Origin of the sequence: Rhodococcus yunnanensis NBRC 103083 (assembly GCF_001895005.1) — a bacterium.
GTDB lineage: Bacteria > Actinomycetota > Actinomycetes > Mycobacteriales > Mycobacteriaceae > Rhodococcoides > Rhodococcoides yunnanense.
This window is the reverse complement of sequence record NZ_BCXH01000021.1, coordinates 1-25,457: the sequence shown is the minus strand read 5'-3', so window position 1 is coordinate 25,457 and position 25,457 is coordinate 1. Positions and strand designations below refer to the sequence as shown.

At 63.7% G+C, this 25,457-nt stretch carries 22 protein-coding genes; 6 read left to right on the top strand and 16 right to left on the bottom strand.

Translation table 11 applies throughout. The annotated features are described in order from the left end of the window. A complete protein-coding gene (gene purL, locus RY1_RS25095; RefSeq protein ID WP_072806777.1) occupies nucleotides 1-2,313 on the bottom strand; it encodes a phosphoribosylformylglycinamidine synthase subunit PurL in 2,313 nt (770 codons plus the stop codon). 101 nt (nucleotides 2,314-2,414) lie between these two features. On the opposite strand from purL, the gene RY1_RS25090 reads away from it, so the two are divergent. Then, nucleotides 2,415-3,278, top strand: coding sequence for a nucleoside phosphorylase (locus tag RY1_RS25090; protein WP_245819942.1), 864 nt, complete (start codon nucleotides 2,415-2,417; stop codon nucleotides 3,276-3,278). Here the strand turns inward: RY1_RS25090 and RY1_RS25085 are convergent. Beyond that, nucleotides 3,217-4,530, bottom strand: a complete 1,314-nt coding sequence (locus tag RY1_RS25085) for a M18 family aminopeptidase (RefSeq protein ID WP_072806776.1) — start codon at nucleotides 4,528-4,530, stop codon at nucleotides 3,217-3,219. The two genes, RY1_RS25090 and RY1_RS25085, sit on opposite strands and share 62 nt — an antisense overlap. Nucleotides 4,531-4,593: 63 nt before the next feature. On the opposite strand from RY1_RS25085, the gene RY1_RS25080 reads away from it, so the two are divergent. Next, on the top strand, nucleotides 4,594-5,463 hold the full coding sequence (locus tag RY1_RS25080) for a hypothetical protein (RefSeq protein ID WP_245819941.1): 870 nt from the start codon (nucleotides 4,594-4,596) through the stop codon (nucleotides 5,461-5,463). Nucleotides 5,464-5,466: 3 nt separating this feature from the next. Here RY1_RS25080 and RY1_RS25075 read toward each other — a convergent pair whose 3' ends face one another. Genes RY1_RS25075 through purS form a run of 3 tightly spaced genes read right to left on the bottom strand, consistent with a single transcriptional unit; the run spans nucleotide 5,467 to nucleotide 6,775 of the window. Further along, the gene (locus RY1_RS25075) at nucleotides 5,467-5,817 is read right to left on the bottom strand and encodes a VOC family protein (protein ID WP_072806774.1); all 351 of its coding nucleotides are present in this window, start codon (nucleotides 5,815-5,817) and stop codon (nucleotides 5,467-5,469) included. A gap of 47 nt (nucleotides 5,818-5,864) precedes the next feature. Then, nucleotides 5,865-6,542, bottom strand: coding sequence for a phosphoribosylformylglycinamidine synthase subunit PurQ (gene purQ, locus RY1_RS25070; protein ID WP_072806773.1), 678 nt, complete (start codon nucleotides 6,540-6,542; stop codon nucleotides 5,865-5,867). Continuing rightward, complete coding sequence (purS, locus tag RY1_RS25065; RefSeq protein ID WP_072806772.1) at nucleotides 6,539-6,775, bottom strand: phosphoribosylformylglycinamidine synthase subunit PurS; 237 nt, start codon at nucleotides 6,773-6,775, stop codon at nucleotides 6,539-6,541. The genes purQ and purS overlap by 4 nt, the downstream gene beginning before the upstream one ends. A gap of 97 nt (nucleotides 6,776-6,872) precedes the next feature. Between purS and RY1_RS25060 the strand changes: the two genes are divergently transcribed. After that, nucleotides 6,873-7,517, top strand: a complete 645-nt coding sequence (locus RY1_RS25060) for an MBL fold metallo-hydrolase (RefSeq protein ID WP_072806771.1) — start codon at nucleotides 6,873-6,875, stop codon at nucleotides 7,515-7,517. Between the two features lie 83 nt (nucleotides 7,518-7,600). On the opposite strand, the gene RY1_RS25055 is transcribed toward RY1_RS25060, so the two are convergent. The 3 genes from RY1_RS25055 to RY1_RS25045 all read right to left on the bottom strand — a co-directional run bounded on the left by RY1_RS25055 (nucleotide 7,601) and on the right by RY1_RS25045 (nucleotide 10,399). Then, complete coding sequence (locus RY1_RS25055) at nucleotides 7,601-8,299, bottom strand: DUF2334 domain-containing protein (protein WP_072806770.1); 699 nt, start codon at nucleotides 8,297-8,299, stop codon at nucleotides 7,601-7,603. Nucleotides 8,300-8,354: 55 nt separating this feature from the next. After that, entirely contained in the window at nucleotides 8,355-8,864 is a 510-nt protein-coding gene (locus RY1_RS25050) for a glutathione peroxidase (RefSeq protein WP_072806769.1), read from the bottom strand. Nucleotides 8,865-9,010: 146 nt separating this feature from the next. Beyond that, nucleotides 9,011-10,399, bottom strand: a complete 1,389-nt coding sequence (locus tag RY1_RS25045; RefSeq protein WP_072806768.1) for a cation:dicarboxylate symporter family transporter — start codon at nucleotides 10,397-10,399, stop codon at nucleotides 9,011-9,013. 152 nt (nucleotides 10,400-10,551) lie between these two features. On the opposite strand from RY1_RS25045, the gene RY1_RS25040 reads away from it, so the two are divergent. Together RY1_RS25040 and RY1_RS25035 are read left to right on the top strand one after the other, a co-directional pair. Continuing rightward, the gene (locus tag RY1_RS25040) at nucleotides 10,552-12,090 is read left to right on the top strand and encodes a sensor histidine kinase (protein WP_072806767.1); all 1,539 of its coding nucleotides are present in this window, start codon (nucleotides 10,552-10,554) and stop codon (nucleotides 12,088-12,090) included. Beyond that, on the top strand, nucleotides 12,087-12,767 hold the full coding sequence (locus RY1_RS25035) for a response regulator (protein ID WP_072806766.1): 681 nt from the start codon (nucleotides 12,087-12,089) through the stop codon (nucleotides 12,765-12,767). The genes RY1_RS25040 and RY1_RS25035 overlap by 4 nt, the downstream gene beginning before the upstream one ends. A gap of 3 nt (nucleotides 12,768-12,770) precedes the next feature. Here RY1_RS25035 and RY1_RS25030 read toward each other — a convergent pair whose 3' ends face one another. Further along, the gene (locus RY1_RS25030) at nucleotides 12,771-14,900 is read right to left on the bottom strand and encodes a S9 family peptidase (protein WP_072806765.1); all 2,130 of its coding nucleotides are present in this window, start codon (nucleotides 14,898-14,900) and stop codon (nucleotides 12,771-12,773) included. Beyond that, the gene (locus RY1_RS25025) at nucleotides 14,897-15,781 is read right to left on the bottom strand and encodes a phosphoribosylaminoimidazolesuccinocarboxamide synthase (RefSeq protein WP_072806846.1); all 885 of its coding nucleotides are present in this window, start codon (nucleotides 15,779-15,781) and stop codon (nucleotides 14,897-14,899) included. Before RY1_RS25025 ends, RY1_RS25030 begins: the two co-directional genes overlap by 4 nt. A 63-nt stretch (nucleotides 15,782-15,844) precedes the next feature. On the opposite strand from RY1_RS25025, the gene RY1_RS25020 reads away from it, so the two are divergent. Beyond that, the gene (locus tag RY1_RS25020) at nucleotides 15,845-17,257 is read left to right on the top strand and encodes an MDR family MFS transporter (RefSeq protein WP_072806764.1); all 1,413 of its coding nucleotides are present in this window, start codon (nucleotides 15,845-15,847) and stop codon (nucleotides 17,255-17,257) included. On the opposite strand, the gene RY1_RS25015 is transcribed toward RY1_RS25020, so the two are convergent. From RY1_RS25015 to RY1_RS24990, 6 genes are all read right to left on the bottom strand, one after another. Beyond that, nucleotides 17,254-17,997 (bottom strand): ABC transporter permease, encoded by a 744-nt coding sequence (locus tag RY1_RS25015; protein ID WP_072806763.1) that lies wholly within the window; start codon nucleotides 17,995-17,997, stop codon nucleotides 17,254-17,256. The genes RY1_RS25020 and RY1_RS25015 overlap by 4 nt on opposite strands. Nucleotides 17,998-18,031: 34 nt before the next feature. Next, nucleotides 18,032-18,919 carry a siderophore-interacting protein gene (locus tag RY1_RS25010; protein WP_072806762.1) on the bottom strand — a complete coding sequence of 296 codons (888 nt, stop codon included), beginning with the start codon at nucleotides 18,917-18,919 and terminating at the stop codon, nucleotides 18,032-18,034. 116 nt (nucleotides 18,920-19,035) lie between these two features. Further along, a complete protein-coding gene (locus tag RY1_RS25005; protein WP_072806761.1) occupies nucleotides 19,036-19,722 on the bottom strand; it encodes an isochorismatase family protein in 687 nt (228 codons plus the stop codon). Nucleotides 19,723-19,764: 42 nt separating this feature from the next. Then, nucleotides 19,765-19,998 carry a phosphopantetheine-binding protein gene (locus RY1_RS25000; RefSeq protein WP_072806760.1) on the bottom strand — a complete coding sequence of 78 codons (234 nt, stop codon included), beginning with the start codon at nucleotides 19,996-19,998 and terminating at the stop codon, nucleotides 19,765-19,767. Between the two features lie 43 nt (nucleotides 19,999-20,041). After that, nucleotides 20,042-20,941 (bottom strand): siderophore-interacting protein, encoded by a 900-nt coding sequence (locus RY1_RS24995; protein WP_072806759.1) that lies wholly within the window; start codon nucleotides 20,939-20,941, stop codon nucleotides 20,042-20,044. Nucleotides 20,942-21,100: 159 nt separating this feature from the next. After that, on the bottom strand, nucleotides 21,101-25,444 hold the full coding sequence (locus RY1_RS24990) for a non-ribosomal peptide synthetase (RefSeq protein ID WP_139279984.1): 4,344 nt from the start codon (nucleotides 25,442-25,444) through the stop codon (nucleotides 21,101-21,103). Nucleotides 25,445-25,457: the final 13 nt, after the last annotated feature.

Below are 25,457 nucleotides of genomic sequence, written 5' to 3'. Positions count from 1 at the left end.
CTACCCGAATAGACGGGGAAGGGTGCCCTCGAAGGTCTCACGCAGATCGGCCATCTTGACCGAGAACTGGCCCTGAACCTCGATTTCGTCCGAACCCTCGTCGACGACGCCGATGCGTGTCCACGGAAGAGAACGGGCGGTGCACATTCCGGTGAAACGAGTCTCCTCGGTGCGCGGCACAGCGACGAGCACGCGACCGGACGATTCGGAGAACAGAGTGACGAAAGGATCTGCACCCTCCGGAAGGAGAATGCGGCAACCCGTTTCGCCGGCCAACGCAGCCTCGACGACGGCCTGGGCCAGACCACCCTCGGACAGATCGTGTGCGGCGCTGACCAATCCGTCGCGCGATCCGGCGAGAAGAATGTCGGCGAGCAGTTGCTCGCGAGCGAGATCCACCTTCGGGGGGACGCCGCCGAGGTGATCGTGTTCGACCTGCGCCCAGATGGAACCGTCGAACTCGTCGTGTGTGTCTCCGAGAAGGATGAGTGTCTCGCCGGGCTCGAGACCGAGGCCCGTCGGGATGCGTCGGTGCACGTCGTCGATGACGCCGAGCACGCCCACGACCGGAGTAGGCAGAATCGCTTCGGAGCCGGTCTGGTTGTAGAAGCTGACGTTTCCGCCGGTGACCGGGATCCCGAGGGTCACACAGCCGTCGGCGAGACCACGGACGGCCTGCTGGAACTGCCACATGACGCCCGGGTCCTCGGGGGATCCGAAGTTGAGGCAGTTGGTGACGGCCTTCGGCGTTGCACCGGTGACGGCGACGTTGCGGAACGCCTCGGCGAGCGCGAGCTGCGCGCCCTGGTACGGATCGAGGGCCGTGTAGCGACCCGACGCGTCGGTGGCCAGCGCGATTCCGCGGCCGGTCTTCTCATCGATGCGGATCACTCCGGCATCAGCGTTCTCGGCGAGCACAGTATTCCCGCGGACGTAGCGGTCGTACTGCTCGGTGATGAAACGACGGCTGCACAATTGCGGTGAGCCGATCATCTTCAGCAGCGTCGCCTTCAGTTCCTCGGCCGTCTCGGGACGCTTCAGCGACGCAGTCGAATTCGCCACGAGAGCATCCTGGGTGTCGGGACGGCGGACCGGACGCGAGTACACCGGGCCGTCGTGCGCGACGGTCTTCGGCGGAACGTCGACGACGGTCTCGCCGTGCCAGGTGATCTCGAGGTTGTCGCCGTCGGTGACCTCACCGATGACCGTCGCCAGCACGTCCCATTTCTTGCACACGGCCATGAACGCGTCGACGTTCGCGGGCGTCACGACGGCACACATGCGCTCCTGCGATTCGCTCGAGAGCACCTCGGCCGGTGTCATACCGGTGGCGCGCATCGGAACCTGCTCGAGCGCGATGTGCATACCGCCGCTGCCAGCGGACGCGAGCTCGGAAGTGGCACAGGACAATCCGGCACCGCCGAGATCCTGGATGCCGACGACGAGCTTGTTGGCGTAGAGCTCGAGACAGGCCTCGATGAGGACCTTCTCGGTGAACGGGTCACCGACCTGAACCGCAGGCAATTTTTTACGGCTTTTCGATGGTCCAGCTCCGGCTCCGCCTTCGTGTTCCGCACCGGTCTCGTCGCCATCGAAGGTCTCCGACGCAAGGACGGACACACCGCCGATGCCGTCGAGACCCGTACGAGCGCCGAAGAGAATGATCTTGTTGCCCAGGCCCGACGCGAACGCGAGGTGCATGTCCTCGACGCGCATGACACCGGCGCACAGGGCGTTGAGGAGCGGGTTGCCGGCGTAGGAGGCGTCGAACACCGTTTCTCCGCCGATATTGGGGAGGCCGAGGGAGTTTCCGTAACCACCGACACCGGAGACGATGCCGGACAGAACGCGGCGCGTATCGGGTGCATCCGCAGCACCGAAACGCAGCTGGTCCATGACGGCGATCGGGCGCGCGCCCATGGCCATGATGTCGCGGACGATGCCGCCGACGCCGGTCGCGGCACCCTGGTAGGGCTCGACGTACGACGGGTGGTTGTGGCTCTCGACCTTGAACGTGACGGCCCAGCCGTCACCGACGTCGACGACGCCTGCGTTCTCGCCGATGCCCGCGAGCATGGACTTGCGCATCTCGTCGGTGGTGGTCTCACCGAAGTACTTCAGGTGCACCTTGGAGGACTTGTAGGAGCAGTGCTCGCTCCACATGACGGAGTACATCGCCAGCTCGGCATCGGTGGGCCGACGGCCGAGGATCTCCTTGATGCGGGAGTACTCGTCGTCCTTGAGTCCGAGTTCCTTGTACGGCTGCGCCTGCTCTGGAGTGGCGACTGCGGTTGACACTGTATCGACGGACACGAGGAGTGGGTCCTTCCCTGGAGCGAATTGCCAGGGTAAGTCTATCGGTGCAGGGCCGCAGGCCCGAAATCAGCTCTGTGCTGCCATGCGAACATTGCCCGATGACGCGAACCACCGATGCTCCCGCAGACCCCACTCCTCTCGCTCTGACGGAGAACGATCTGAACTTTCCGGGAGTGCTGACACCACAGATGGTGGTCAAGGGCGTCGACATCCCCCGCAAGGCCGTCGTGTGCTTCTTCGCGGAAGTGATCGAATCCATAGCCGGACAGGGTCGCGCACGGGTGTTGTCGGTCCTGCGCTCGGAGCACGGCGAGCATCCCGTGTACGAGATCGAGCGTGGAGGCGAACGCCTGGCGGTCTTCCATCCGGGGGTCGGAGCCCCGCTCGCTGCCCTGTTCCTGGAGGAGGCGATTGCACTCGGCTGCTCGGAGTTCGTCGCCGTCGGCGGTGCGGGAGCGCTGACGGACGCGCTCGGGATGGGCCACGTGATGGTCGTCGACAGTGCGGTCCGCGACGAGGGCACCTCGTTCCACTACCTCGCGCCCGGCCGTGTGGTCGACGCCGATCCCGACGGCGTCGCGGTGCTGCAGAGCGTGCTCACCGAAGCGGGCATCGACCACGTCACCGGACGCTCCTGGACGACCGACGCGCTGTACCGCGAGACCCGCAGCCGAGTGACGCGCCGCGTCGACGAGGGATGCCTGACTGTCGACATGGAGGCGTCGGCATTCTGCGCGGTCGCGAAGTACCGCGGCGTCAGATTCGCGCAGCTGCTGTACGCGGGCGATTCGTTGGCCGCCGACTGGGAGCACCGCGGATGGACCAAGGCGGGCACGGTCCGCGAGCAGTTGTTCTGGCTCGCGGCCGATGCGTGCGTGCGGCTGACTCCGCCCGACGCAACTACGCACTCACCGGCCCGGACGGCATCAGAAACGCCGCAAGCGCATCGGAATACGCCGTGATGTCCGAGGCGCTCATCAGCTCGCGCGAGCTGTGCATCGCCAGCTGAGCGGCGCCGACGTCGACGGTCGACAGACCCGTGCGTGAGGCAGTGATCGGTCCGATCGTGGAGCCGCACGGCAGATCCGCGCGGTGCACGTAGCGCTGCAGCGGCACACCCGCCTGATCGCACGCGAGCGCGAAGGCACCGGCGCCCGCGGAATCCGTTGCGTACCTCAGATTCTGGTTGACCTTCAGTACCGGACCCCCACCGAGTTCGATGCGGTGCGCGGGTTCGTGGCGATCCGGGTAGTTGGGATGCGTCGCGTGCGCCATGTCGCCCGACGCGCAGATCGATCCGGCCATGGTCCGCAGGAACTCTTCACGACCTCCGCCACGCCCCAGCACAATTCGCTCGAGCACGGTGGTCAGTAGATCCGAGAACGCCCCGCGGTCGGACATGCTGCCGACTTCCTCGTGGTCGAACAGCGCCAACACCGGGGTCACCGCGGTCGGATTCTCGACGGCAGCGAGAAGCGCTTGCGTTCCGGCATAACAGGTTCCCTGGTTGTCGAGCCTCGGCGCACTGACCAGTTCGTTCTCCACGCCCACGACGGCACTGGGCGCGAGATCGTGCGTCATGAGTTCCCATCCGAGCACCGACGACGGGTCGACGCCTTCACGCTCGGCCACGTAACCGAGGAACGACCGCGGCGAATTACCCACTCCCCAAATGGCATTGACGTGTCGCTGCGGATCCAGCGTCACACCCTTGCGGTCCTCGGACAGATGGATCGCCAGCTGCGGAACCCGCAGAATCGGCTCGTCGACCTTGACGAGGACCTCGCGAAGTCCGTTGCCGTCGCGCACACTCAGACGACCCGAGATGCCGAGGTCGCGGTCGAGCCACGAGTTGAGCCACGCACCGCCGTAGGGCTCGAGACCGACCATCTGCAAACCCGCGGATTCGAGGTCGGGGTGCTGCTTGACGCGCAGGTTGGGGCTGTCGGTGTGGCCACCGACGATCCGGAACGGGCTGCCGGGAAGGTCGCTCTCGGTGCTCCAGGCCACGAGGGAGCCGCCGCGGATCAGGTAGTACCGGCCCGGCTCGGTGGGCCACGCCTCGGTCTCTTCGACGCGTAGAAATCCTGCTTCTTCGAGTTGCACCGACACAGTGCGGCATACGTGAAATGGCGACGGCGAAACATCGATGAAGTTGCACAGCCCGGCCGCAGTCGCGTGAGACGTCGAAACACTGGAAGACATGGGAACCATTGTGTCAGCAGCTGCGTCGAACAGACCAAGGAGCACACAATCCGGGGGGACATCATGAGCTACATGGCCGAACAAGCATCACGGGCAACCACTGTCGCGATCATCCGAAGAAAGGTGATGCTCGAACTCGGGCGTCAGGGTGTCACCGCGACCAAGGTCGACGAGTTGACTCTTCGACTCGATTCGGGTGGATACATGGGGCTGAACAACCTGGTCGACCGTTGCCTCAACGCGCCGGTCCGGCACTGGACGGACTGCGTCGAGGCGCACGTGACCACCATGCTGGAATCGCAGCGACTCAGCGACCCGGAACAACTGATGAGCCTGCCCGACGACGAGTTCTACTTGCGGTTGCGTGAGCGAGTCGCGCCGCTGGGCAACCTACCGACTCTCGACGCCTTCACCTATTCGCACCCGCTGGTCGACGTACCGAACTCACCGCGAAGGGTACTCAACCTGACGTTTCCCGACCTTGCATTGACGGTGACGGATCAGATCCTGGGCAACCGCGACCTCGACACCGCATGGGCGTTCGGACGCCAGAACACGGGTGCGATGAAGTTCGACGTGCACGAGTCCATGGTCAAGGACGGCATTGTCATCGACGTGTGGCGCGGCGACTCCATCTACCTGGCATCGAAGGTGGCCGACATGCCGACATTGATCACGAGCAACCTGGGCGAGGCGCCGTTCGGCGTCCTGTTCACGATCCCGAATGCGTACGAGATCGACTCCTACCTTCCGCGAGAGTACGACGACACCGCGCGTGCGGCCATGCATCTGCTCGGCGTCGCCCAAGGGCTGTCGCGCAACACGCCCAACCCACTCTCCGACCACGTGTACTTCTGGAGAGATGGGCAGTACTGCCAGGTGACGGGAAACGCACCGGCGGAGTTGTTCACGGACACACTCCGGGAATTACAGCGAAGCTGACGGTCAGTGCGCGCCCGACACGCAGAACACGTTGCCGTCGGGATCTGCGAGCGTGACCCAGCGGAAGTCGCCCATCGTATGCCGGTCGACCTCGGACGCACCGGAACCGATCAGGCTCGACACCTCGGCATCGAGATCGGTGGTCGTCAGATCCAGGTGAATACGGTTCTTACCCGAAGTCGGGTCATCGACCTTCTGGAAGGCCAGCAGGTACGGCACCGACGGGAGAGCGACGGTGTAGAAATAACCGTCGTTCTCCTGCTCGATACTGCCGCCCGTCTGCCGGGCCCACCACCGTGCGAGCTCTCCAGGGTCTACGGAATCGAACGTGATCATGGCCGGAGTCAGCGTCATGCGAGGCACTCTAACCCCGACCCCCGACATGAACTAGAGGCCAGGAGCTAGGCAGAAACGATCGCGTCCAATGCCGAGTAGAAGATACCGAGCCCGTCGTCGCTCGGACCGGTCAAGGGCTCGGTGGCGTGCTCGGGGTGCGGCATGAGTCCGACGACGCGGCCGTTGGCCGAGGAGATGCCTGCGATCTCTCGCTGCGAGCCGTTCGGGTTGGCGCCGCTGTAACGGAACACGACTCGGCCTTCGCCTTCGAGCTCGTCGAGCACGTTCTGCGGAGCCTGGAAACGCCCTTCGGCGTTCTTGACCGGGATGAGGATCTCGGCGCCGGTCTCGTAGCGCGAGGACCACGCGGTGTCGGTGTTCTCCACCTTCAGCCACTGGTCACGGCACACGAAGTGCAGTTTCTCGTTGCGCGTCAGGGCGCCGGGCAGCAGGCCGACCTCGCACAGGACCTGGAAGCCGTTGCAGATGCCGAGCACGGGCATACCGCCCTTGGCCGCGTCGACGACGGATTCCATGACGGGCGCGAATCGGGCGATCGCACCTGCTCGCAGATAGTCACCGTAGGAGAAGCCGCCGGGGACGACGATCGCGTCGACATTCTTGAGATCGGCGTCGGCGTGCCACAGGCTGACGGGCTCACCACCTGCCAGCGTGACCGCGCGGGAGGCGTCGACGTCGTCCAGAGTTCCGGGGAAAGTGATGACACCGATACGAGCGCTCATGCTTCTCGGGTGACCTTCCAGTCCTCGATCACCGTGTTCGCCAGCAGCGACTCGGCGATTTTCTCGAGCTCGGCATCGTCGACACTGTCGTCGACCTCGAGTTCGAAACGCTTGCCCTGACGCACGTCGGACACTCCGGAAACGCCGAGGCGACCCAGCGCACCTGCGATGGCCTGACCTTGCGGGTCGAGAATTTCGGCCTTGGGCATGACATCGACAACAACTCGGGCCACGTGTGAGCTCCTTGAAACGACGAAAACGATCGATACCGGCAGGTGGAAGTCTACGCAGCCCCTGCGGCGGGTGCGAAACTGCGCTTAGTGTGGAGGCATGCGGCTGACACACTTCGGACATTCCTGTGTACTCGTCGAACTGAACGGCACAACCGTGCTCTTCGATCCCGGCAACTTCTCGCACGGGTTCGACGGCATCACCGGTCTCGACGCCATCCTGATCACCCATCAGCACCCGGACCACGTCGATCTGGAGCGTCTTCCCGCTCTGGTGGAAGGCAATCCGAGCGCTGCGCTGTATTCGGATCCGATGACGGCGTCGCAGCTCGGCGAGCGCTGGACAGCTGCCCATGCGGGCGATGTGTTCACCATCGGCGGTATTCAGGTGACGGGTGTCGGCGGCACACATGCCGTCATTCATCCCGAGCTGCCCGTGATCGACAACACTGGCTACCTGCTCGGCACACCGGAGAATCCAGGGCAGCTTCTGCATCCCGGCGATTCGCTGTTCGTGCCCGAGCAGAAGGTCGAGGTGCTTGCGCTCCCCACCGCGGCGCCGTGGTCGAAGCTGTCGGAAAACATCGAATTCCTCCGTGCGGTCGCACCGCGCACTGCATTCCCGATCCACCAAGCCGTCGTCGCCGAGCAGGCTCGTGGCGTCTACTACGGACGATTCAAGGACATGGCCGACGAGGTCACCGAGTTCCGGACCTTCGCCGAAGAGACCAGCGTCCAGATCTAGAGGGCGACCACTCGAATGCAACGTCGAGGGTGGATGGCCCGGACAGGGTGGTCCGTTACAGTCGGGCGAGCCAGCACCCCGCCTCAGGCCGCGCGGTGTACGCGTCGAACATGTTCGTAGACACCGGGCGTCGCACCGTTGTACAGCGCCAGATCGACGGCGTCGAGCATCGCCTGGCGGGGACCGCTGCGGCCGAGTTGCTTTGCGCTGACGGCCAATCGGACCAGTCCACCTCGACGGGCGGTGCGGCCTGCGCCGATCACCAACGCTCGGCACCACCATGGTTCTGCTGTGATTCCTTCACCGATGCCGTAGACACGGCCTCGCACAACCGATCCCGATTCCAGATCGTGAATCGCGCTGACACCGGCGAGCATTCGAAATCCTGCCTCCGGGAGCGCAGCGACCGCACCGGGTGAGGCCAACCAGCGGGGAGCGGCGAACGTCCTGGTCCGCAGACCGGTCTGTTCCATCACTCGATCCGCCGCCATGAGCCGCAACCGGGCTTCGTGGCGGGGCAGGGTCGCGAACTCGGCCCGTCGCCGTTTCGTCGCAGCCTGGTCGTAGCCGTGCAGCACGATGGCGTCGCCGCGCTCGCGCCTGCTGCGCAGCCAGTCCTGCGTGTCCTCGTCCTGGGTGAGCCGATATTTGTCCTTCAGCCGCGGCGCGACGAGCAGCGACAGCGCCACTCCCCGACCGTCCAGTTCTCGCGCGAACTCGGCTGCGAGTTCACGCGTGTCGTTACGGATTCCGCTTACCGACACGATCAGTCGACCAGACATGAATCGAGCCTCGCACACCAGGGTGAACGAGGCTCGACGGCGAAATTGCGTGATGCTAAACGGCGATGGTTTCCTTCGGCAGGATCTTGTCGATTGCTGCGAGCACCTCGGGAGCATCCGGCTCGGTGCGAGGACGGAACCGGTTGGTGACAACACCGTCCGGACCGATCAGGAACTTCTCGAAGTTCCACTGGATGTCGCCCGAGTTGCCCTCGGCGTCCTCGGTCTTGGTGAGCTCGGCGTACAGCGGATGCCGATTCTCACCGTTGACGTCGACCTTCTCCATCATCGGGAACGTCACACCGTAGGTGGTGGAACAGAATGTCTCGATTTCCTCTGCAGTGCCTGGTTCCTGGCCGCCGAACTGGTTGCACGGGATGCCGACGACCGACAAGCCCTGCGCCGCGTATTCGGTGGCCAGCTTCTCCAGCGCGGCGTATTGCGGGGTCAGGCCGCACTTGGAGGCAACGTTGACCACCAGGACCGCCCTGCCTGCGTACTCATCGAGCGAGGTGGGCGCACCGCCCAGCGTGTTGATGCCGATGTTCTGGACTTCAGTCATCACTCGAACTTACCTGTGGACACCGACATACGGTGAGTTGGCTGGGCGAAACCCCCCGTGCAGACACAAGAGCGACCCTCTTCGGTGAGAGGGCCGCTCCTGTACTACACACCTGATGACGGGGGGTGCGCGTCACCAGGTGGGGTCCGTCACGCCTTCGCGGCGGTCTTCTCGAGTTCGACGGTCCTGTCGTCTTCGGGGAGGTGGTCGTCGACCATGGTCTCCTCGTCGAACGGCAGGTTGCCGTCGAGGACGGTCCTGACGCGGGAGGCGTCGATCGTCTTGGTCCACGTGCCGACGAGCAGGGTGGCGACGGCGTTACCGGAGAAGTTCGTCACCGCGCGGGCCTCGGACATGAACCTGTCGATGCCGACGATGAGGCCGACGCCGTCGAGCAGCTCGGGGCGGTGGCTCTGCAGGCCGCCTGCCAGCGTGGCAAGACCGGCACCGGAGACGCCTGCTGCACCCTTGGAGGCGATGATCATGAACAGCAGCAGCGAGAACTGCTCGGGGATCGAGAGCGGCATGTTCATGGCGTCGGCGATGAAGATCGAGGCCATCGTCAGGTAGATCGCCGTGCCGTCGAGGTTGAACGAGTAGCCGGTCGGGACGACGATGCCGACGGTGGTGCGCTCGACACCGACGTGCTCCATCTTGGCGATCAGACGCGGCAGAGCCGACTCGGACGACGACGTTGCGACGATGAGCAGGTACTCGCGGGCCAGGTACTTCACGAGCTTGAAGATCGAGAAACCGGACACGAACTTGAGGATCATGCCGAGGAAGCCGAACACGAAGATGGCGCACGTGATGTAGAACGCCAGCATCAGGGTGCCGAGCTGGATGACGGCGTCGAATCCGGTCTTGCCGACGACGCCTGCGATGGCGCCGAACGCGCCGATCGGGGCGAGCCACAGAATCATCGTCAGGATGCGGAAGACGAGCTTCTGTACCGATGCGACGCCCTTGAGGATGCCTTCGCCCTGCTTGCCCATGGCCTGCAACGCGAAGCCGACGAGGATGGCGACGAAGAGCGTCTGCAGCACCGAGCCCGCGGTCAGTGCGGAGACGAGCGTCTCGGGAATGATGCCGGCGATGAAGTCCATCGTCCCGCCAGCCTCGTGCGCCTTGTTGGCCAGTTCGAGGCCCGTATCGTTGGCCGAGATGTCCAGACCGGTGCCCGGCTGGATCAGGTTTCCGACGACCATGCCGATGCCGAGGGCGATGGTCGACATCCCGATGAAGTACGCCAGAGCCAAGCCGCCGACCTTGCCGACGCTGGCAGCGGCGCGGACCGAGCCGATGCCGAGCACGATGGTGCAGAAGATGACCGGGCTGATCATCATCTTGATCAGGCTGACGAACAGGGTTCCGAGGACGGCCAGCTCGGACGCGAAATCTTTCGCGGTCAGACCGACGATGATGCCGGCGATCACGGCGATGATGACGGCGATGTAGAGCCAGTGCGTCTTGTCGCGCTTCTTCTTCGGTTCGGGAGCCGGGTTCCGGTTCTCGGCAGCATCGATGCTGGTAGTCATGGGTACGTCCTTTGTGACTGATGGAGTGAGTTGGATCACGCCTTGCTAGAGGACGATGCTGGTGCAGATCGTGATCACAGTCACGAATACGTTCATTCTGTTCACAGGTTCGACACAGGGAAACGAGGCGAGTCGACGTGGCCAAGCGCCCCATGAGCGTCGCGGGGCAGGTTCTCGTCCTGCAACTGGTCGTCATGGCGGTCATCGTGCTCGCAGGCGGCATTCTGACGGTCATCAACGAACGCACCAACAGCGACGACGCCACCCGCAGGGAGGTCATCGCGATCGCAGCCAGCATCGCGAACGAACCATCCACCCCGGTTGCCATCGCCTCCCCCGACCCGACCGCCCTGCTGCAGCCCGAGACCGAGCGGATCCGAGCCGTCACCGGCGTCGACTTCATCGTCGTGATGGCCCCCGATCGCACCCGCTTCACCCATACGACGGTCGAGCTGATCGGCCTGCCCTTCAGCGGCAACATCGATCGCGCTCTCGCCGGTGAGACGTTCACCGAGACGTACGTCGGGTCGCTCGGCCCGTCGATCCGAGCGGTCACACCGGTCACCGACGGCGGCGGAAACATCGTCGGACTGGTGTCGGCGGGCGTGACCCGCGCGCGGATCAGTGACCAGTTCTTCCAGGGTCTGCCGTTGATCGTCGGCGTCGTACTCGCAGCGTTCGTCGTCGCGACGTTCGGTTCGGTACTGCTGAGCCGACGGTTGCGCCGGCAGACACTCGGCATGGCGCCCGACGAGCTGCGGACCATGTACGAGCATCACGACGCCGTATTGCATTCCATCAGTGAGGGACTCGTCGTATTCGGTCGCGGCGAGAATGCCGAGATCGTCAACGACGAGGCGAGGCGCCTGCTCGACCTGCCGGACGGCCCGGTGCGCCGCACCGATCTTCCGGAATCGTTGCAGCACATGGCGTCCGGCGTCGTGCACGGTGAGCTGCACGTCACCGACACACGCGTGCTCGTGGTGAATCAGGATCCGGTGATGTGGGACGACCATCGGCTCGGCGACGTGCTGACCGTGCGTGATCGCACCGAATTGCAGTCGGTGATGGGCGAACTCGACTCGGTCCGCAGCTTCGCGGAATCGCTGCGTTCGCAGGCACACGAGTCCGCCAATCGCCTCCATACGGTGATCACGATGGTCGAACTCGGACGCCCGCAGGACGCCGTCGAGTTCGCGACGGCAGATCTCGAACTCTCCCAACATCTCATCGACCGACTCATGGGATCGGTCAACGAGCCTGCGCTCGCCGCACTGTTGCTCGGCAAGGTGAGCCAGGCCGCCGAACAAGGTGTCGAGCTGACGGTCACCGAGGACACCGCACTCGATCACGCGGGCGTGGTGACCCCCCGCGAATTGGTCACCCTGGTGGGCAATCTGATAGACAATGCAATCGATGCGTCGAAAGAATCCGAACAGCCGTGGGTCGAGGTGACCGTGCGTGATTCGTCGACCGAATTGCTGGTACGCGTATCGGACAGCGGGCAAGGCATGCCTGCGGACGTGCTGAAGAACGCGCTCACCCGCGGCTATTCCACCAAGGCCGGTTCCCGCGGCCTCGGTCTCGCGCTTGTCACACAGGTCGTCTCGCGTTATCGAGGAACATTGACCTCCGAGGTCACGTACGGCTCGGTGCTGACGGCCACGATTCCCATGGGGTCGGCATCGTGATTCGGGTTCTGATCGTCGAGGACGAAGTGCTGATCGCCGAAGCGCACCGGACGTACGTCGAGCGGGTACCGGGCTTCACGGTCGTCGGAGTCGCCCACACCGGGTCGGCCGCGCTGCGGGCGGCGAGCGAGGCAGTCGAACCCGTCGATCTTGTACTGCTCGACATCGGGCTCCCCGACTCCAACGGCATCGACGTCGCCGCCGCGCTGGGTGGACTGCGACCGAGTCCCGACGTCATCGCCATCACGTCCGAGCGAGATCTGTCGGTCGTACGATCGGCCGTGGCGCACGGCGTGGTGCTGTATCTGTTGAAGCCGTTCACGTTCGCCGCATTCCGCGACAAGCTCGAGCGGTACCGCGAATTCCACGACGCCTTGCCTGCAGGTGAGAACGCGGCGAGTCAACGCGACATCGACCGGGCGATGTCGCATCTGCGTACCGCGGACGAGAGGGCATCGACACCCAAAGGCATTGCGCCGCAGACGATGGACGGGGTCACCGCCATCGTCCGCGACGCACCGGACGGTCTCAACGCCTCCGAGGCCGCCAAGCTCGTCGGTGTCTCTCGTGTGACGGCCTGGCGATACCTCGAACGTCTCGCCGACGACGGTCTGGTCGTCCGCAACACCGAATACGGCAGAGCCGGACGCCCGCAGGTGCGCTACGTCTGGCGCTGACGCTTACGCCGCTCCGGTCTGCGAGACGATCCAGGCGTACTCGAACGCCGCTTCCTTCCACTTCTCGTAACGACCGCTGACGCCGCCGTGTCCCGCGCTCATCTCGGTCTTGAGGAGCAGATCGGAGTCGCCGGTCTTGACAGCCCGCAGAGCCGCAACCCATTTGGCCGGCTCGACGTAGAGAACGCGGGTGTCGTTGATCGAGGTGATCGCGAGAATCGCCGGATAGTCCTTGGCCTCGATGTTCTCGTAGGGGCTGTACGACTTCATGTATTCGTACACCTCCTTGTCCGCCAACGGATTACCCCACTCGTCCCACTCGATGACCGTGAGCGGCAGCGACGGGTCGAGGATCGAGGTCAACGGATCGACGAACGGCACGTTCGCGAGGATTCCGTTGAACAACTCCGGCGCGAGATTGGCGACGGCTCCCATCAGCAAACCGCCTGCGCTACCGCCGTCGGCGACGAGGTACTTCGGTGAGGTACGGCCGGAGTCGATCAGATGCCGTGCAGCGGAGACGAAGTCGGTGAAGGTGTTCTTCTTCGTGAGCGTCTTGCCGTTCTCGTACCAGTGCCTACCCATCTCGCCGCCGCCGCGCACGTGTGCGACGACGAACACGATGCCGCGATCGAGCAACGACAGACGCGCGACGGAGAACGACGGATCCATCGACGCCTCGTATGACCCGTATCCGTACAGCAACGTCGGTGCCGGGCCTTCGGGAACGTCCTTGCGCAGCACGATCGACAGCGGAATACGAGTCCCGTCGTCCGCCACCGCCCACTCGCGGTGCTGCACGTACCGGCTCGCGTCGAAGTCGCCGAGGACCGGCTGCGACTTGCGCAGCAACAGTGCGCCCGTTGCAAGCTCGTAGTCGTACACCTGACCCGGCGTGATGAACGAGGTGTAGACCAAGCGCAGCAGCGGCTGCTTCCATTCCGGATTCGATCCCGATCCGACGGCATACAGTTCCTCGTCGAACTCCAGCTCGTGGTATTCGCCGTAGCCGTCCTCGCCGAGGGGCCAGATCGCCAGACGCGTCAGAGCTTCGCGGCGATAGCTGAGTACGAGGTGGTCGGCGAAGGCGTCAGCGTCCTCGAGACGCACATCGTCCCGGTGCGGAACGAGCGTGGTCTGCTTCGCCGGATCGTCGACGGGTGCATCCGCGAGGAGGAAGTTCTCTGCCTTCTCCCCGTCGGTTCCCCAGCCGTCGACCGAGCCGTTGTGCAGGATGAGGAATCGATCCTCGCCTTTGACCACCGCGTGCTCGACGCTGTACTCGATACCCTCGACGCGGGGCAGCACGACGCGGAATTCGCCCTCGGGATCGTCCGATTCGAGAACGAGGCATTCGGAGGTGATCTTCGACCCGACCCAGATGAGCAGATACTTCTCGCTGCGGGTGGATCCGAAGCCGACCCAGTAGCTCTCGTCCGGCTCGTGGAAGACCTTGACGTCCTGCTCGGTCGGAGTCCCGAGCTTGTGACGCCACACGGTATCGGGGCGCCAGGACTCGTCCACCGTCTGATAGAAGACGTGCGAGTGATCGAGCGCCCAGGTCGCGCCGGGAGCCGTCTTCTCGATCGCGTCGGGAAGCAGTTCGCCGGTGGTGAGGTCCTTGAACCGCATGGTGTATCGCTCGTCGCCCTCGGTGTCCGTCGAGTACGCCAGCAGGTTCCCGTCCTGGCTTATCGAGAACGCGCCGAGCGAGAAGAAGTCGTGTCCTTCGGCTTCGACGTTGGAATCGAGGAGGATCTGCTCACCGGGAACCTCGGCGTCCGCGGACAATTCGGGCGGAGTCCAGTCCTCGGGAGAGTCGACGGGGCAACGGCACTGAAGGCCGTACGACTTGCCCTCCAGAGTCCGCGAGTAGTACCACCAGTCGCCCATTCGCGTCGGGACGGACAGGTCGGTCTCCTGGGTGCGCGATTTGATCTCGTCGAAGATCTTCCCGCGTAGTCCTTCGAGGCCCGCCGTCTGCTGCTCGGTGTACGCGTTCTCTGCTTCGAGGTAGGCGACGACTTCGGGATCTTCCTTCGCGCGCAACCATTCGTAGTTGTCGACGAATGTGTCTCCATGGTGGGTCCGCTCGAGCGGGACCTTCTTGGCAGTCGGCGGAGCAATGGTCACGGGTGTACCCAATCGTCGAAGTTCAGGCCCGAAATACGTTCGTAGGCCTCGATGTATCGCGCACGCGTCGCTGCGACGACGTCGTCCGGAAGCGCGGGCGGTGGAGTGTCGCCGTGGCGGTCCCATCCGGACTCACCGGTCAGCCAGTCCCTGACGAATTGCTTGTCGAAGCTCGGCTGGACCTTCCCTTCGGTGTATCCGTCGGCGGGCCAGTAGCGCGAGGAATCCGGCGTGAGAACCTCGTCGGCGAGCACCAGATTGCGATCGGCGTCCAGGCCGAACTCGAACTTGGTGTCCGCGAGGATGATGCCACGATCGAGCGCGAAGTTCGCTGCCCTGACGTAGATTTCGAGGGTGTCCTCGCGGAGCTTGAACGCGAGCTCGTCGCCGACCTTGTCGACGACGGCAGCGAAATCGACGTTCTCGTCGTGCTCACCGAGAGCAGCCTTGGCGGCAGGGGTGAAGATCGGCTCGTCGAGCTTGCTCGACTCGACCAGGCCGCTGGGCAGCGCCACCCCGCACACCGCGCCGGTGCGCTGATAGTCCGACAGCCCCGAACCGGTCAGATATCCACGTGCAACGCATTCGATCGGCACCATCTCGAGTCTTTTCACCACGAGAGCGCGTCCGAGCACCTCCTGCGGGATCCGCTCGTCGAGCGGGTCTCCTGCGAGGTGGTTGACACCTCCCAGTTCCTCGAAGAAGAACACGCTCATCGCCGTCAGGACGCGGCCCTTGTCGGGGATCGGTGTGTCGAGGACGTGGTCGTAGGCGGAGATGCGGTCGCTCGCGACGAGGAGAAGGTGATACTCGTCGACGATGTAGAGATCGCGAACCTTGCCGCCTGCCAGATGCTGGTAGCTGCTGAGTTGTGGACGCACGAGCACAACCCTATCTGGGCCTGACGTCGTCGTGTCTCGGCGCTGGGACAACAATGGTTGGTGATGGCAACGAACAGTGAAGTAGCGGATGTAGGCTTCCGCTCCGAACGTGGGCCGGTCCTCATCGCCCTGATGCTCAGCACGTCACTCGTCGCGCTTGACTCGACGATCATCGCGACGGCCGTTCTGACGATCGTCGACGACCTCGGCGGATTCGGTCAGTTCCCCTGGCTGTTCTCGATCTATCTGCTGGCCCAGGCGGTGTCCGTGCCGATCTACGGCAAGCTGGCCGACCTGTTCGGACGTAAGAAGATCATGCTGTGGGGCATCGGAGTGTTCCTGCTGGGCTCGATTCTGTGCGGACTGGCGTGGTCGATGCCCGCGCTGATCGCGTTCCGAGCCGTCCAAGGTCTCGGCGCTGGTGCCGTCCAGCCGATGTCGGTCACCATCGCCGGTGACATCTACACGCTGCAGGAACGTGCAAAAGCCCAGGGGTATCTGGCGAGCGTGTGGGCGATGTCCGCAGTTCTCGGACCTGCGCTCGGCGGCGTCTTCTCCGAGTTCCTCTCGTGGCGGTGGATCTTCTTCGTCAACATCCCACTGTGCGGGCTGGCTGCGTGGATGCTGATTCGGAGGTTCCACGAAGGACCTGTCTCGCGTTCGAAGCCAAGGATCGACTATCTCGGAGCCGGGCTGCTGACCGTCGGAGCTGCCGCGCTGCTTCTCGGGTTGCTCGAAGGTGGACAGTCCTGGGCATGGGCGTCGGGGATGTCGACCGGGATCTTCACCCTCGGCGTCGTCTCCCTCGCACTGTTCACGTGGCAGCAGACCCGTGCTGCGGAGCCGATCCTTCCGCTGTGGGTGTTCACGCGCCGGGTACTCGTCGTCAGCAGCCTCGTCTCCCTGCTCGTCGGCGCTGTCGTGTTGGGGCTGACGTCCTACGTTCCGACCTTCGTCCAGGGTGTTCTCGGCACCGGTGCCATCGTGGCCGGGTTCGCATTGGCGACACTGACGCTCGGTTGGCCCATCGCGGCGTCGTTGTCGGGCAGGTTCTATCTCCGGTTCGGGTTCCGTGCGACGGCGTTGACCGGTGGGTCCATCGCCGTCGTCGGCACCGGGTTGGCAACACTGATCGGCGACGGTTCCCGGATCTGGATGATCGCCGCGGTGTGCTTCGTCGTCGGCCTCGGTATGGGTCTCATCGCGAGCCCGACCCTGATCGCGGCGCAGTCCTCGGTGGACTGGTCCGAACGTGGCGTCGCGACCTCGACCAACATGTTCGCCCGATCGATCGGCAGTGCCGTCGGCGTCGCGATCTTCGGGGCGATCGTCAACTCCCGAGTCTCGGGCCAGGGCGAGCCCGACCAGAGTCAGCTGTCCGACGCCATCCACCTGGTCTTCGTCGGTGTCTTCGGTGCGGCTGTCCTGATGCTGGCGGTCGCGGCTCTCATGCCAGGCCGGAGCACGAAGTCCTAACGCCGATGCACCATCCCACGCGACACGAATTCGACGGTGAGGACGACTGCGAGGGTCTGACCTAACAGAAGACCCGTCAGAACCAGAATTTGCACTGCCCCGGCCTGAATGGCAGATCCGCTGGCCAGCAGCACTCCGACGAACGCGCCGGGCAACGTCACGAGTCCGACAGTGCGGGTCTGATCGAGGCCGGGGAGCAGCGCGTCGCCTGCTGTGGGACGGACGACTTCGAGTCGTGAATCACGTTCGGTGAGACCGAGACTGAGTGCGGCCTCGACTTCACCGCGACGAGCTGACAACGCGTCGAGAGCGCGGCGAGCAGCGAGCGACGTCGCAGTCATCGTTCCTCCGAGGATGATGCCACCGACCGGAACGATCGCGATGCCCTCCGGCGGCACAACTCCGGTGATCAGACACAGAGGCACCACGACACCGACGCCTGCCGCAAGCGGAACCGCCAACCACAGCCCCGACTTGCCTGCCTCGGAACGACGGATCGACGTGAAGGCCGCAGCCCCGAACATCACCAGCAGGACCAGCAGCGACGACCACAGATGAGCCAGTGCCCCAGCCAGAACGAGCGATACCGCGGCCAACTGTGCGAAACCTCGTAGCGAGGCCGACGGCACGGTGGTCACTCGGCCGATCGCCGAGATTCGATAGACCAACGCAGCCGACAGCACCATCACGACACACAGCACCGCCAACGGGACACCGGGTTCGACCAGAGAAGAACTCACCCGTCGAGTATGCAGCCGTGGCGACACAGGGACATCAAAGGCCGACGCGCTCCAACATAGCGTCGAACTCTTCGCTCGCCTCGGCTTCACTGCGCCCAGCTTCGAGCGCACCGTCGTACACCGCGATCGCCTCTTCTTGATACTGCTTGTACTTCTCGAGCCACTGCTCGGAGTTGACGCGCCAGTAGCCGATGATCTCGAAATGCGCTACCGCATAACCAAGTTCCTTGCGGAAGTACTTACGCACCGCCCGAGAAACGGCTGCTTCGCCGGCGAACCAGACGTACCCTTCACCTTCCGGAAGCACGTACTCACGAACGACGCCTTCCAGAACACTCGCCGAATCGCCGTTGCCGGAACCGAATCGCCAGTCGTAGGTGACCTCACCTGCTGTCTCGAACTGCTGAATGTCGCCTCGCTCGAGGACCTCGACGATCGCGTGGACCTTCGCACCCGCTGGAAGCTCCTCGATCACCCGCCCCAGAGCGGGTAGTCCTGTCATGTCCGCGACGAGCAACTGCCACTGCGCTGTGTCCGGGATGTCGTACCAGGAGCGCGGCCTGGTCCACAGCACTACCTGACCGGCGGCAGCCTGCAGAGCCCACGTTGCCGCGACACCACCCTCATGCGCGACGAAGTCGATGACGAGAAGCCCTGCGTCAGCGTCGAAGCGGCGCACTGTGTAGTTTCGCCCCTCGGGAACCGGCTCGACGTCGTGGTACCACCACTGACCGTCGACCACGGTCATGGCGGGAGGTCGTTCTTCGCCGTCACGCGCAAAGAAGATCGTCACGCATTCGTCCGGCGCGCCGTTCGAAACGTACTGCGCTACATCATTACCGCCGAACGTGACGCGCACCATGTGCGTACTCAACTGCTCGGTTGCAACTACCTCTGCGAAATAGAAACCTTTGTCGGTCATTGCTCGTCCTCGTCCACGTGCTCATGTATGTCGACGTCGGGAGAGATCCGCGTCGGGCGTCGGCAGACCCAGCTCCTCCTCGACGTCGTTCGTCAGTCTGGGTAGGCTACCCTCAATCAGTATGCGGGTACAACCAGTGAGCTCTCTGCGCGACCTCGAACTGCGTCGGCGCGCGTGAGTGACGATACGACCGACTCGGAAGTGACGACTGCCGCGCAGCGCTTGGCCGCGTAATCGAGTGCCATCGCATGCTCGTCACGTGTGAAGTCTGCGGTGGCGTCGGCGACGAAGAACGGCTGGACATCGCTCATGAACGCTTCGGCCGCGCTGAGCAGACATCCCATGTGCGCATATACCCCGGTGACGATCAGCTGATCACGTCCATGATGGCCGAGGAGTTGACGAAGGTCGGTCCGCTGGAACGCCGAGTAGCGCCATTTGGTCACCTGAATGTCTGTCTCACGAGGGGTCAATTGCTCGACCACCTCGGTATCGCGCCCCACTGCCAGCCCTGGGCCCCAGAAGTCGGCGAGAATTCCGCGTCGCGACGGATGCTGATCACCGGGTTGCATCGTGTATACCACCGGAATACCCAGTTCGGAACACGCCGCGCGTATGGCGACGATATTGGGCAACACCGTATCCATGGGTTCTTCGTCCACTCGATACGCATCGATGAAATAGTTCTGCATGTCGTGGATCAACAGCGCCGCACGAGAGGAGTCGAGTTCCCACGACGCCTTGTTCGGGTGGATATCTGCGAAATCCGGCAGGGAATAGGGCGCAATCTCCGAAATGGACATGTCTCCAGTTTAGGCTAGTCGGCTCCGAAAGTGGGTCCCTCGTTACGCCGGAACCACGATCGAAACCCAGCTGCCCACAACAGGATCGGCCGCAAGTTCGAGAAAGTCGACGTTGTCCACGCCGTCGCTTTTCCATTTCTCGACCAGTGACATGAGGCGAATCGAGTCCAACCCTGCGTCGAGTAGGTTGGTATCGTCGTCCAATTCCTGGACGTCCACCTCGAGAATTGACGCGACATCACTCAACAACGTGGAACGGTCTATCACTGCAGCCACTACGACACCTGACCTTTTCGTTTGGATACGGACACCGAACCGCTCACAGGCCGACGCCTTCGAGCAGCTCGTCGTACTGCTCGTCTGCTTCGAACTCCGAACCCCCGCTGTCGATGACTTCGTTGTATGCCGCCAGAGCCGAGCTCTCGTGCTTCTTGTACTTCTCCAACCACCGCTCCGCCTGCGCTCGCCAGTAGCCGATTATTTCGAAACGTTCCTGGCTGTAGTCGAGTTCCTTGCGGAAGTACTTGCGTACTGCGCGAGTAACTGATGCCTCTCCGGCGAACCAGACGTATCCGTCACCGTCCGGCAACGGGTAACCTCGCACCGCTTCTGCGAGCACGCTTTCCGAGTCGCCGTTGCCGGTTCCCACGCGCCAGTCGTACGTGACATCACCGCGCGTTTCGAACTGTTGCACGTCGCTCGGTTCCAACACCTCGACGATCGCGTGTGCGCGCGCCCCCGCCGGCAGTTCTTCGACTATCCGTCCGAGGGAAGGCAGCCCGGTCATGTCCGCGACGAGCAACTGCCATTCCGCGGCCTCGGGTTTGTCGTACCACGAGCGAGCGCCTGCCAGCAGCAGCACCTGCCCTGGCCTTGCTTCGAGCGCCCAGGTCGCGGCCAGCCCACCCTCGTGCGCCACGAAGTCGATGACGAGCCGGCCCGCATCACGATCGAATCGGCGCACCGAATAGTTTCGGGATTCGGGCTGGTCGGCGATGCCGTGATACCACCACACGCCATCGGCATCCGCCGTCATCGCCGGCGGCCGCTCCTCACCCTCGCGAGGAAAGAACACGGCCATGCACTCGTCGGGAGCTCCCGACGGTACATAGTTCGCCATGTCGGGCCCACCGAAGACCACGCGCACCATGTGCGGCGTGAGTCGTTGCACGGACACGACTTCGGCGTAGAGATATCCCCGCCACGACGAGTTCGACATTATTCTCCCAAGAATTCAGGCGGAAGCTACTCGATATGGCCCCCACGGAAATCGGTGCGATCGTATCAGCCCACAATTGCGCGATGTGGCTCCCGAACGCCGGGATCGACGTCCGACAGTGCAGCCACCCGCGGCAGCCACCCGCGCCGAGGCAGCGCATCAGATCGCCGACTCTCGTAGCCGTGCAGCCCACATGTCCAGAACTTCCTGGCCGCGGCCGCCGGCACCGATGATGGCGAGTTCGACTACGTCGTCTCCGGAATACCGGAATCGCGCGATCACCGGATACCCGCGCTCGAGCCCCTCACGTCCGGAGTCCATTCGATCACCGTCGTACAGTTCCGCGAGCAGCACCGGACTCCCGACCTTTTTCAGCGTTCGTCGTGACTTGTTGGACAGGTACTTCCAGATGTCGAAGTACTCCGTGATCGATTGCGGTGCGTCACTTCGGTCGTAGAGGAATGTTCGAGTCAACGATCCGAAGGGTGCATCCGGAGCTGTGTACTCGGCCTCGATCGCGGACGAGTCGAACGCTCCCCCGACGACCTCACGCGTCACCTCGAGCAGTCGCTGCCGATCGAGCTTCCTCCAGTCGATGGTCGCACGACCGACGACTGTCGAATCGTCCACCGAGGCAGGACGTTCGGTCGTGTATTGAGTGAGGTATGCGGCGTATTCCTCGAATCGCTCGGTCGTGTCAGCGGACTTCGACACGTCCTCCAGTGCACGCACCGCTTCGGCGAAGCTGGATTCGAAGTCGAGCCCGTCGCGTTCGCCCGAGACGAGATAGCGACCCAGCTGGTCGAGCGATCGTCGATCCGCCACCAACGGGTGGACGGCGACGATCAACGACGAGCCCGAGTCACCGCGCACGAGATCGACGGTGATACCTCGCCCATCCCCGACGTTGAGAACCGCGAGGTCCGAATTGTTCTGCAACGCGGCATCTTCCACGTCACGAACCACATCGCACACCCACCCGGTCGCGAACGGGGTGATCTCGGACAGCCACACGAGCTGATTCTTGACTGTCACGGCCGAACGCAGTGCCTCCCACTTCTGCGCCGCCCAGCGCAGGCGAGTCCGCACCATCGTCGCAGTCAGTTCACCCGAGGCAGAGAACGTGGCCGTGTACGGCACCACAGCTCCATGTTTCGCCTCACTACGGACTCTGTGCGTCGTGGGTGTCGGTGGTAAGACGATCCGATGTTCGATACCTTCGACTATTTCGGCGTCCTTACCGAGTTCCATCACGTCGGCGCACAGTTCCTCCAACGCGTGCGTCCACTTCTCGGTGAAGCATTCGGTCAGATCATGATTCGCCGTCAGCTCCCACTCCACAGACAACCGACCGCCGCGGTCGATCACCGTGACGACAAGCTGCGGCGAACCGTGGAACGAATCCGGCACGCCGCCGACCATCGCATGCTCGATCGACCATCCCGACGGCTCGCCGATCTCCTCGTAGCTGAATTCACCGTCGTAGATGTACTGCTCGTTTTCCTTCTCGAAGGATGCGAACCCGCCGCTGTGTTCGAGTCCGAGACGATGCGCGGTGACGGTGGCGTCGAGAAGTCCTATCCGCCACCATCCACCGCCCGGATTCTCGACGGTGTTCGCGATTGCAAGCCCGTACCGGATAGTGAAATTACCTGCCGTGTCGACGACACGTAGCCCTTCGACACCTTCCTCCGGCACGGGACCGCTCGTTGCGATCATCAGCGGACGCGTGGCGCCACCGGTGAGCACCTCGGCGAACGCCGAACTCAACACACCTCGCGGCGAGATCCCAGCAGCATCGGCTGCCGCGACAACGTCGCCTACGAGGTCAACGCTCAGCTGTCCTGCAACTGTGGACGTCACACCTGATGCGGCCGATGCCGACGACGAAACCGCAACGCGGGACCAGTATGCGGCGTCGACCTCCACACCCTGATCAAGGCTGTTCTGCAACGCAATCCAGGACGGATAGGCCGTCCTGTCGCGGTGTTCGAGTTCTCCGCTCGTGTACGCGTCGCGCAGAGTGGTCAGCAGCAGAGTCCACGAGTCGGAATCCACGACGGCCGAATGGATCGTCCACACCAGGTGCGACCCGTCCTCGGTAACCGACGCCACCGACGTCCGTCCGGTCCTGCCGAGGGTGAGTTCGTGTTCGGCGCGAATCTCGAGTGGATCTGCACCGCGCCCGCCGAACGACAGCGTTCTCTCCGACTCACGGGACAGGTCCAGCCGAGGTGGATCGGGTACCACCACCAGACGCAGGCTCTCCTGCTCGCCGACCACCTTGTCGTAGGCGGTTTCGAGCCTGGAGCGGTCGGTGTCGGCACCGAGTCCGACGACGACCGTCCAGTAACGAGCCGCACCGGCGAGAATTTCACGCTGTTGCGCGGTCAGCATGCCGGGCTCGAAGTCCCACTGCCGCGAAGGCGGGCGTCGGCGATCCAGATTGTCGGCCAGCTTGGCGATCGTCCGCTGCTCGAATATGTCTCGGACGGTCACTGCCAACCCGTCGCGCATCGCCGCACGAGCAACAGCAAGCGCTGAGATGCTGTCGCCACCGAGTGCGAAGAAGTCGTCCTCCGCACCGATCGCCGCACCGGACAACCCGGCCCCGAAGAATTTGGCCAGTCGCTGCTCGAGTGCCGTCTCCGGCGGGCGCGAGGTCGGGAGTTGGACTTCGATCAGTCGCAACGCCTTCCGGTCGACCTTCCCATTGGGAGTCAGCGGAATTACGTCCACGAACACGATGTTCGGGACCATGTGATCCGGCAGGAGGGCACGTGCGCGATCCCGAACGTCCTGTGCGGTCACTTCCATCGATTCGCGCACGACGTAAGCGTCGAGCCGTCCGGTTGTCGAGGTGCCGTCGTGGATCACCACCGCACCTGCCACGACCTCCAGGCTCGTGAGTACCGATTCGATCTCGCCGATCTCGACGCGCATACCGCGGATCTTGACCTGATGGTCGGATCGACCGACGTACCGGAGAAGTCCGTCGGTTCCGGCACGCACGAGATCACCGGTGCGGAACACCCGCGACCCATGCCGGTAGGGATGTGCGACGAAACGCACTGCGGTGTTGCGCTGGTCGTCGTTGTATCCGCGCGCCAACTGCACGCCCGATACGTACAGTTCGCCGATCACACCCGGATGCACCGGCCGCAACAGACCGTCGAGAACGATCAGTTCGACGCCTTCGGGCGCTGACCCGATTGAGACGTTTGCATCCTCGCTCCCGTCGAGTATCGAAAAGCTCACGTCGCCTGCAACTTCGGAAGAGCCGTACGAGTTGATGACCCGTACGTCCTCCCTCTCGAGGATGCTCGATGCAAGCGCACCGGACAGCGCCTCGCCGCTCAGGACGTAGGTGCGCAGCGACGTCAACTTCTCGGGCACCATGTCGACGAGCGCCGAGGCCACCGACGGCACGAGCGTGATCTCGGTGATCGAATGTTCCTCGATCAGGTCTGCCAGACGCTGCACATCACGTGCCTCCGCGTCGGTCGGAACGACGATCGACGCTCCGGCACAGATCGCTGCCAGCAACTCGGTCGAACCGTCGACGAAGCTGGTCGAGGTTTTCCAGATTCGGCGGTCGTACTCGGAACGATGCCAGGCGCCGTCCGCCGCCGGAACTGACCACTGCGCCACAGCCCAGTCCACACGCGCGCCCAACGCTGCCCGAGTTCCGATCACTCCCTTCGGTTTTCCTGTCGAACCGGAGGTGTACAACACGTTCACCGCAGCGGAACCGTCGACTGCACGGAGCTCGAGGGCTGCGTTCGAGGGAGAGGTGCGTGGATGCTCGGCGGCGAGAATCGGTACGGACACGAGATCTCTTACATGCCCGATATATTCGGCGTTCGTGACAACGACATCGGGACGTGAGTCACGCAGGACGAAGGCAATGCGCTCGTCCGGATAATGCGGATCCACCGGTATGTAGGCAGCACCGGACAAGATCACTGCCAGAATCAGCGCGGCCAGTTCCGGGGATCGATCGCACATGATCCCCACACGGCTTTCCGGACGAACTCCCGCAGCAGCGAGTTCCCACTGCCAAGCAGCTATGTGTGTTTCCAGATCACCATAGGTCCATCGATCGCCACCGGTCGACGTCAACGCCCGCTGGTCCTCGTGTGCACGCAGTGATGACACGATGTGATCGGACAGTTCTCGGGCACTATGGGATTCGACGGACTGTGGTCGGTACGCGACCGTCGGAAGGTCCGAAAGCCGACTGTCCAGTGCTGCGGATCCGAGCCAGTCGAACGTTGCACGCAGAGCGTCGCAGAACGTATCGATCTGCGATTTCGAGAACAGTTCGGCCGCATAACTGCCATGGAACTCGAGTGACGACTCGTGTTCGGAAACGTACAGCTCCAGATCTGTTTTCGTAGTCTTCGCATCCAATCCGATTGCCGCACCGGCCTTCAACGAGTTCGGATCCGAACCCTCGTTCAGCCCGGTCTCTTCCATGACCTCTCGCGGAGTGAAGGTCACGAGTGTTTGGTAG